1 pseudogene is annotated in these 206 nt (G+C 40.3%); it reads left to right on the top strand.

The window, feature by feature from the left end:
- Positions 1–206, top strand: a pseudogene (locus tag TY19_RS00065) (hypothetical protein); the annotation flags it as partial.

Below are 206 nucleotides of genomic sequence, written 5' to 3'. Positions count from 1 at the left end.
TTACAACATCTTGATCTAAGCTATTGCCAAAACCTTACCGATGCTGGATTGGCGCATTTAAGATCCTTAGTAACTTTACAACATCTCGATCTAAGCTATTGCCAAAACCTTACCGATGCTGGATTAGCGCATTTAAGATCCTTAGTGACTTTACAACATCTTGATCTAAGCTATTGCCAAAACCTTACCGATGCTGGATTGGCGCA

The sequence above is a fragment of the Candidatus Protochlamydia sp. R18 genome, assembly GCF_000648255.1.
GTDB classification, from domain to species: domain Bacteria; phylum Chlamydiota; class Chlamydiia; order Chlamydiales; family Parachlamydiaceae; genus Protochlamydia; species Protochlamydia amoebophila.
This window is presented reverse-complemented; position numbering and strand designations above follow the sequence as displayed.